This window comes from Stenotrophomonas sp. P5_B8 (assembly GCF_054049855.1).
The window spans coordinates 1-7,823 of the sequence record NZ_JBFULO010000170.1 but is presented as its reverse complement, the minus strand read 5'-3'; the positions used below and the strand labels follow the sequence as shown (position 1 = coordinate 7,823).

Annotated in this window: 8 protein-coding genes and 1 pseudogene; 7 read left to right on the top strand and 2 right to left on the bottom strand. The window is 68.2% G+C overall.

The features are described from left to right. A partial coding sequence (locus ACXJKH_RS11020) for a hypothetical protein (RefSeq protein WP_457319459.1) occupies positions 1-172 on the top strand: 172 nt, incomplete at its 5' end. Between the two features lie 57 nt (positions 173-229). On the opposite strand, the gene ACXJKH_RS11015 is transcribed toward ACXJKH_RS11020, so the two are convergent. Beyond that, positions 230-550, bottom strand: a complete 321-nt coding sequence (locus tag ACXJKH_RS11015; protein WP_457319457.1) for a hypothetical protein — start codon at positions 548-550, stop codon at positions 230-232. 108 nt (positions 551-658) lie between these two features. On the opposite strand from ACXJKH_RS11015, the gene ACXJKH_RS11010 reads away from it, so the two are divergent. The 6 genes from ACXJKH_RS11010 to ACXJKH_RS10985 all read left to right on the top strand — a co-directional run bounded on the left by ACXJKH_RS11010 (position 659) and on the right by ACXJKH_RS10985 (position 7,580). Beyond that, a complete protein-coding gene (locus tag ACXJKH_RS11010; protein WP_457319456.1) occupies positions 659-1,153 on the top strand; it encodes a DUF1543 domain-containing protein in 495 nt (164 codons plus the stop codon). Between the two features lie 162 nt (positions 1,154-1,315). Further along, positions 1,316-1,918 carry a decarboxylase gene (locus tag ACXJKH_RS11005; protein ID WP_457319455.1) on the top strand — a complete coding sequence of 201 codons (603 nt, stop codon included), beginning with the start codon at positions 1,316-1,318 and terminating at the stop codon, positions 1,916-1,918. Between the two features lie 118 nt (positions 1,919-2,036). Further along, positions 2,037-2,822: a CDP-diacylglycerol diphosphatase gene (locus ACXJKH_RS11000; RefSeq protein ID WP_457319458.1), complete on the top strand. Its 786-nt coding sequence runs from the start codon at positions 2,037-2,039 to the stop codon at positions 2,820-2,822. A 69-nt stretch (positions 2,823-2,891) separates the two neighbouring features. Next, complete coding sequence (locus ACXJKH_RS10995) at positions 2,892-3,785, top strand: hypothetical protein (RefSeq protein ID WP_457319454.1); 894 nt, start codon at positions 2,892-2,894, stop codon at positions 3,783-3,785. 126 nt (positions 3,786-3,911) lie between these two features. Then, entirely contained in the window at positions 3,912-4,670 is a 759-nt protein-coding gene (locus ACXJKH_RS10990) for a SapC family protein (RefSeq protein ID WP_457319453.1), read from the top strand. A gap of 180 nt (positions 4,671-4,850) precedes the next feature. Next, positions 4,851-7,580 carry a TonB-dependent receptor domain-containing protein gene (locus ACXJKH_RS10985; RefSeq protein WP_457319452.1) on the top strand — a complete coding sequence of 910 codons (2,730 nt, stop codon included), beginning with the start codon at positions 4,851-4,853 and terminating at the stop codon, positions 7,578-7,580. 62 nt (positions 7,581-7,642) lie between these two features. Here ACXJKH_RS10985 and ACXJKH_RS10980 read toward each other — a convergent pair. Next, a pseudogene (locus ACXJKH_RS10980) lies at positions 7,643-7,823 on the bottom strand (hypothetical protein); the annotation flags it as partial.

The window sequence follows — 7,823 nt, the reverse complement described above, 5'->3', positions numbered from 1 at the left end:
TGCGATGTGGGCGCTGCTGGACCAGCGCGGTGCGGAGTACCCGGCCGAGCACAATGTCGGCCACCTGTATCCGGCCAAGCCGGCGCTGGCGGCCTTCTATCGCCAGCTGGACCCGACCAATGCGTTCAATCCCGGCATCGGCCAGACTCCAAGGCACGCGCACTGGCGGTAGCGCCAGCCCACGGGTGGCTGCACACCGACATGCGATCCGCTGGCCCCGCCGTTGCGATCACTCGCAGCGAACGGCGGTGATCAGGTTGTTCTTGTCGATGAACACCCGCAGGCGATCCTGGCGCAGGTCGCGGGTGGTGATGGTTTCCGGGCCGATCGGGTTCACCAGTCCGGCACCGCTCTGCGCCGCCAGCTTGCGCATGTTGGCCTCATCGGCGGGCTGGCCGACCGCCCAGGCAAGGCCATCGGCCTTGCACAGTCCAGGGCCCTTGACCACCGGGCCGGGCGTGCTGACGCAGGCAGCCAGCGCCAGGCTGGACACGATGGCCAGCGCCGGAACCAGCACCTTCGGTGGGAGGCTGCGCGAAAGGAATGTCATGGGGGTCGCTCCTGCGTGATCAGTGGCTGACGATACCACCGTCGTTGCCGCGGCCGCGTGGTGGCGGCGCTACACTACGCGCCGTTCCACAGGTTCCAGGAGAGCGCAGTGCTGCACGTGTTCATGCTCGGCGGACGCCACGCGCGTGCGCGGATCGAAGTCCATGACGTGGCCTTCGCCAATGTCGACCGCGTGGAGGATGCGTACCCGCAGTTGCGCGCGGACTGGTTCGGCCAGGCCAAGGGTCTGCACGTGGATGGCTGGTTGGCGGTGGACGGCGTGGACGGCCATCAGGTCCGCTTCGGCGATGCCGCGCCCGCGCCTGGCGCCCCGCGGCTGTTCTTCGTCAATCTGGGCGGCTACGTGCCGCGCTCGCTCGGCGAGGCCCACGACTACCAGCTGCTGGTCGCCCGCGACATCGCTGAGGCGAAATCCAAGGCCAAGGCGCTGCGCGATGCCAGCTGGATCAAGCCGCATACCGACGCCCTGCTGGAGGTGGACGACTGCATCGCCATCGACCARGTCGGTGGCCGCCATGTGCAACTGCAGCCCGGCCCGCACCGGGGTATCGCGCTGGTCAGCGACTACATCGTGATCGGCTGACGCCCGTTGCCGGGCAGGATTGCCGGCCTGCGGCCGCTGGCGCATAGTGTCGCGGCCAAGTGAGCAGGTGCCCAGGGACGGCAATGACGCCCTCCCGGCCGCCGCACGCGCCAACGACGGAAGAAAACGATGTACGACGGGATGTTCAGGGGCCGGCTGGTCATGCTGCTGGGAACCTGCCTGCTGGCTGCTTCGGCGGCGGCTGCCGAACCTGCCGGCCCGGTGGTGGGCGGCTGGCGCAACCTGCACTCGGCCAATGGCGCCGATCCCGCACGGCGCGACGTTCCTTTCGCAGTATTGCCGGAGGCGGTGACCAAGGGCGCGCGTTTTGCGATCCTGGACCGCGAAGCCGGGCGCACGGTGTGCTGCCTGGTGGTGGAAAGCGATCGTCTGGATGCCATCGCCCTGGAAACCCGCTATCGCCTGCCCGGGGTGTGGATCGCCGATCTCACCGGTGGTGAGGAATACAACCGCCGCCGCGGCGAGCCGCACATCTACGAAATGAAGCGCGAGGGCGACCTGGTCGGCCACGTCTACAGCGACGATCCAGCCGCTTACAGCGACATGGGCGGGCTGCTGCTGCCCGCCGATGCCGGCATGGACGCCGCCGGCGTGCTGACGCTGGGCGCGGACCGTTACCGCCTGCAGTTCAAGTCGCTGCCCTTCGCCGATGAGAACGGTGCGCTGGACCGCTATACGCTGCAGCCCGCCGCGGCCGCGGCCGCGCCGGCGTTGGTAGTGGAAGTGCCCTTCAGCACCTACTGAGCGCCGCCGGCCGCCACGTGCGGCCAAAGCGTAGCGTGCCGGCTCGGTTACCATGCGTGCCGAGCCCGCCATGCCGGAACGGGCAAGTCCGTGCCCGTCCGTGTCCAACCTTCGCCCGATGCTGTTGTCGCTGTGCCTGTTGCTGGTCGCCTGTGCCACGCAGCCCACCGTCGTGCCGGTGGCTCCGGCCAAGCCGCCCCCGAACCCGGACGCGCTGTGGGGCCTGATCCAGCGCGACTGCGTGGGGACGGGCACGCCGCGCGGTGATTGCCTGGCGGTGGACGCGGCTCCCGGCCGGCGCGATGTGCTGTTCAAGGACGCCCACGGGCGCTACCAGTTCCTGCTGATGCCGCTGGACAAGGTCAGTGGTATCGAGAGCCCCGCGCTGCTGCACACCGATGCGCCCAACTATTTCGCCAGTGCATGGGCGGCACGCTGGCGTACCGAACAGGCGCTGGGCCAGCCACTGCCGCGCGAGGTGGCCAGCCTGGCGCTCAATTCGCCGCATGGCCGCTCGCAGCACCAGCTGCACATCCACATCGACTGCCTGCGCACCGACGTGCTGGCGCAACTGCGGCGCATGGACGCTGGCATCGGCACGCACTGGCAGCGCCTGCCCGCACCGCTGCGCGGCCACGTCTACCAGGCCCGGCGCGTGCGCGGCGAAGTGCTTGCCGTCGACCCGATCCAGCTGCTGGCCCATGAGCTGGCCGGCGTGCACGATCTCGGCCACTGGTCGCTGGTGGTGAGCGGCGCACGCGAGCGCGATGGCACGCCCGGCTTCCTGCTGCTGGCGACCCGCCTCGATCCGGCCACCGGCAACGAGGCCAGTGGCGAAGAATTGCAGGACCATGCGTGTGCTGCGGTCACCGGCGCCGACGGCCCGCTCGACGGGGTGCGCTGAGCGGCGTCTTCGCTGGGCTAGAATCGCCGCTCTGTCGACAGGCGCTTTGTGGCGCGCAGGAAGCGAACCATGCCGGAGAAGTTTGAATCGATGCGTCACCGCGCCGCTGCCGCGCTCGGCCTGCTGCTGCTGGCCGACGTCGCCGGCGCCGCCGCGCCCGTGCACGACCGTGCCGGCAACCGCCTGGAGGCGCTGATCGAACAGCCTGGCCGCGCCACCGCGGGTAGCGATGATGGCACTGCCTCGCCGCGTTTCTGCACGGAGGACCGGCAATGGTGCGTGCGTACGCGGCGCGACGGCGATCCGTCGGCGGCGCAGCTGGAGGTGGAGCATCGTCCCGCTGGCGAAACCGAACCGAGGCTTCGCTACATTCCGATGCCGGATCCGGACGCCCGGGCGAGTGAGCGGCCATGGCCCTTCATCGTGCGCATGGCACCCCGGATCGGTGCTCCCCAGGTGCCCTCGGACCCGCAGCAGGCCGCGTTGGAGAATGTGCTGGTCGGCGTGGTGAGCGAGGCCAGTGCCGGCTATTCCGGCGGCGGGTCGGATGCTGGGAAGCTGCGGCTGAGCCGGCTCTACCACCAGCAGGACGGTATCCAGATCGACCCGGACGTGCTGATGGTGCCGGCTGACGGCCATGCGATGATCCGCGCCTGCTTCGGCCAGGCCGATGAAGCGCGTCGCGCCGGCGCCTGCCACGACGAGTACAGCTTCAGCATGACGCTGACCCTGGATCCGGCCGGGCAGGGCATGCCCGTGCTGCGCTACCGGACCACCGCCACCCGGTTTCCGGCGGGCGCTTCACGGTTCCAGGATGCCTCGACCAAGGGGCCGCTGCGCAAGCGCGACCTGCGGATCCAGACCGATCCGACCTGCTCCTACCAACGGACCTTCCGCTTCGTTGGCGGAGCGTATGTGCCGGATACGCCATTGCCCGGGTGCGAGGAGTTCACCGAACTGTAGGGCCGCGCACGCTGGCATGGCTTTCGGCAGGGCGCATATCGTCATGCAGCCACGTTATAGTGGCCAATCAATGCGGTGCCCGCTTTCGCGCCCGGGCTGTCTGGCGCGTCGTACCTGACCTATTCCATGACTGCTGAAACGACTACTCCGCCGGCACAGGCTTCCGGCCCGCTGTTCTACCGCCAGCCGCTGCCGCTGCAATCGGACAAGCACGCCAACTGGCGCCTGAAGCAGGGCACCGTGGCCTTCGCGGCCGAAACCAACGCCATTCCGGCGGTGGTCGGTGAGTTCGGCCTGGCCGCACAGCACTTCCCGATCCTGTTCACCGGCAGCGATGCCGCCCCGATCGTGGCCGTGGGCCTGGCCCGCAACAACCTGTTCATCGACGGCGACAAGTGGGCCGAAGACACCTACGCACCGGCCTATGTGCGCCGCTATCCGTTCGTGTTCATGCAGGCAGAGCCGGAAGGCGACTACATGCTGGCCATCGATGCCGATGCCGAGCACGTCAACCAGGGCACCAGCGAAGAAGGCGAGCCGCTGTTCGCCGACGGCAAGGCGACCGAACTGGTCGACAGCGCCATGCGCTTCTGCGGTGATTTCACCCGTGAGCACGAGCTGACCCGCCAGTTCTCGGCCGCCATCAAGGCGCAGGACCTGCTGATCGAGCGCAGCATCGATGTCACCCTGAACACCGGTGAGCAGATGTCGGTCAACGGTTTCCACGTGGTCGACGTGGAAAAGCTGGCCAAGTTGCCCGACGACGTGGTGCTGGCCTGGCACCGCAACGGCTACCTTGCCCTGGTCCACCACCACCTGAGTTCGCTGGCCCGCTTCAATGCGCTGGTCCAGCGCCAGAGCCTGCAGAGCGCTGCCAAGGCCTGATTGCCGCAGCAACGTGGTGMAGAAAGAGACGGCGGCCGCAGGGCCGCCGTTTTCGTTATATGCATATCCCGGGCGGTCATTTCCCGGGCAGGTCCCCATTCAGCAGACTGGCCCGCCCTCCGGACCCCCTGCGGCAATGGCTTGCCCGCACCGGAGCGACTCTCCCAATCTGGAACCTGCATGTCTCTGCTCCGTCGTCCGTTGCGCCTGCGCCCCCTGGTCGTGTCCCTGTTGCCCCTGCTCGGAATCAGTCCGCTGGCGCTTGCCGCCGACGGCGCCGCCCCCACTGAACTGGAAGCGGTGAAGATCACCGGCTCGCGCATTCCGCGCGCCAGCGTGGAAGGGCCGTCGCCGGTCACCGTGATCACCCAGGAGCAGATCGAGGCGCAGGGCTACCGCAGTGCCTTCGAGGCGCTGAGCGCACTGACCGAAAACACCGGCAGCGTGCAGGGTGAGGATTTCGGCAACACCTTCACCCCGGCCGCCAACACCATCAACCTGCGCGGCCTTGGCCCCAACCGCACGCTGGTGCTGGTCAACGGCCGCCGGCAGTCCGACTACCCGCTGGCCTACGAAGGCTCGGTCAACGTGGTCAACCTGGCCAACATCCCCAGCGCGCTGATCGACCGCATCGAGGTGCTCACCGGCGGTGCGTCGGCGGTGTACGGCTCGGATGYGATTGCCGGCGTGGTCAACATCATCCTGAAGAAGTCCTACGAAGGTGTGGGCATCAACGTCAAGGCCGGCACCACCGAGCAGGGCGGCGGCGACAACCAGCGCCTGCAGGTGGTCGGCGGCAGCTCGACCGACCAGTGGGACGCGATCTTCGGCCTGGAGATCGCCAACCGCAAGGCGATCTACGGCTCGCAGCGCGACTTCATGGACTCGCTCACCGACGATCCGCGCGGCGTGACGCCGCTGGCCACGGCGGTGGCCTACCGTCGCAACGCCAGCACCGGCACCTACATCGATCCCGGCCTGGCGGGCTGCGATGCCAGTGCCGGGTTGTATGGCGGCAGCGTGTTCCGCGCGCAGAACCCGCGGCAGGGCGCGTACTGCGGCAGCAACGAGGCCGCGGCCACCTTCTGGACCGTGCAGACCGAGAAGCGCAACATCGATGCCTACAGCGCGCTGACCTGGCACCTCGACGACCGCCAGGAGCTGTTCGCCGACGTGGCCATCGGCACTGCGCGCATCTACAACAACACCCGCGCGCCCAGCTGGACCTCCTCGCGCAACTATTTCTACAACCAGAACAGCGGCCAGCTGGAAAGCTGGTATCGGCGTTTCGCGCCGGAAGAAATCGGTGGCGTGCAGCGCAATGCCAACCGGTTCCTGGAAACCTCATGGTCGTTCAACGTGGGCGCACGCGGCAGCCTGGGCGGCTCGGACTGGGACTACGAAGCGGCCTACAGCCGTTCGCGTTACGAAAACCGCACGCGCCGCCCGGTGCTGCTGGCCGGCATCAACGACTACCTGCTCGGGCCGAAGCTGGGCACCCGCAGCGGCGTGGACGTGTATGCCCCGGACCCGGCGCGGCTGTACCAGCCGTTGACCCCGAACGAATACGACGATTTGTCCACCACCCAGGAAAGCCGCAACGCCGCGTGGCTGCAGGCGGCCACCTTCAGCGTCAATGGCCAGCTGTTCGACCTGCCCGGCGGACGTGCCGCGCTGGCGGCGGTGCTGGAAGCAGGCAGCCAGGGTTACAACAACCGGCCGGACCCGCGCCTGGCCACTGGCGAGTTCTGGAACACCAGCGCCGGCATCCCGGCCGGCGGCGAGCGTGACCGCTATGCGGCCGGCGTGGAACTGCAGTTGCCGCTGCTGGAGCGCCTGACCGCTACCGTGGCCGGTCGTTACGACCAGTACCGCGCGGCCGGCGACCACATCGGCAAGGCTACCTGGAGTACCGGCCTGGAGTTCCGACCGTTCGACACCCTGCTGCTGCGCGCGAGCGCGGCGACCAGTTTCCGTGCGCCGGACATGAACTATGTCTTCGCCAGCGAAACCCGCGGTTACAACCCGGGCATGACCGACTACTGGCGCTGCCGCAGTGCCGGCCAGGCCTATGACGACTGCGACTACAGCGGCCTGTCCATCGACTACACCAGCGGTGCCAATCCGCAGCTGCAGCCGGAGACGGCCAAGTCCTACGGCGCGGGGTTTGTGTGGTCGCCCTCGCCGAATGTCGACTTCACCGCCGATTACTACGACATCCGCATCGACCAGGAAGTGACCAATCTGGATTCCTCGCGGATCCTGCGCGACGAAGCCGATTGCCGGCTTGGCCAGACCGTGGGCGGGGAAGCGCGCGACATCAACTCGGCACAGTGCCAGGACGCGCTGTCGCGGGTGATCCGCAACCCGGCCGACGCCGCGGTGCAGCCCAACCAGGTGGTGCGCGTGTTGATCAACCCGATCAACGCCGCGTCCGAGTCGGTGCGCGGCATCGACCTGAAGGCGAACACGCGCTGGGATGCCGGCCGATACGGCCAGTTCTCCGCGCGCCTGGCCTACTCGCTGGTGATCGATCACGAATACCGCCAGTTCGCCGAGGACGAGGCGACCGACCAGCGCAATTCGCTGGATTCCTACCAGTGKCGCAGCAAGGTCAACGGCAGCGTGACCTGGGCGATCAACGACTGGACCGCCACCCTGTACGGCATCCGCTACGGCTCGCTGCCCAAGACCGACGGCAGTGGTCGCATCGCGCCCTACATGACCTACAACGCCAGCGTGTACCGCAAGCTCAGCGACAACGCGAGCGTCGGCCTGATCGTCAACAACCTGCGCGACAGCCGTCCACCGGCAGACAGGAACGGCGGCGGCTGGCCGTTCTACCCGGTGGGCAACTACGATCCGTACGGTCGCCAGCTGTGGCTGGAGTTCGATTACCGGTTCCTGTGATCGAGGCCATGACGTAACCCCAGGAAAGGCCCGGCATCTGCCGGGCCTTTCTGCACGCAGGGTCAGCGCGGGTGCGCCAGCCATGGCCATCCCAGCGACACCAGGATCGACACCGACAGGGCGATCAGGACCACGCCGGTCGTCCGCTCCAGCCACGGCAGTGCGCGCGCGAACCGGCGCAGCACCGCCGGGTGCCCGATCACCGTAGCGACCAGCAGGTCCCACAGCAGCACGACGCTGAAC

Bases quoted from the DNA above. Each gene is read 5' to 3' on its own strand.
- ACXJKH_RS11015 (WP_457319457.1), bottom strand. From the start codon at position 550: ATGACATTCCTTTCGCGCAGCCTCCCACCGAAGGTGCTGGTTCCGGCG.
- ACXJKH_RS11005 (WP_457319455.1), top strand. From the start codon at position 1,316: ATGCTGCTGGGAACCTGCCTGCTGGCTGCTTCGGCGGCGGCTGCCGAA.
- ACXJKH_RS11000 (WP_457319458.1), top strand. From the start codon at position 2,037: ATGCTGTTGTCGCTGTGCCTGTTGCTGGTCGCCTGTGCCACGCAGCCC.
- ACXJKH_RS10995 (WP_457319454.1), top strand. From the start codon at position 2,892: ATGCCGGAGAAGTTTGAATCGATGCGTCACCGCGCCGCTGCCGCGCTC.
- ACXJKH_RS10990 (WP_457319453.1), top strand. From the start codon at position 3,912: ATGACTGCTGAAACGACTACTCCGCCGGCACAGGCTTCCGGCCCGCTG.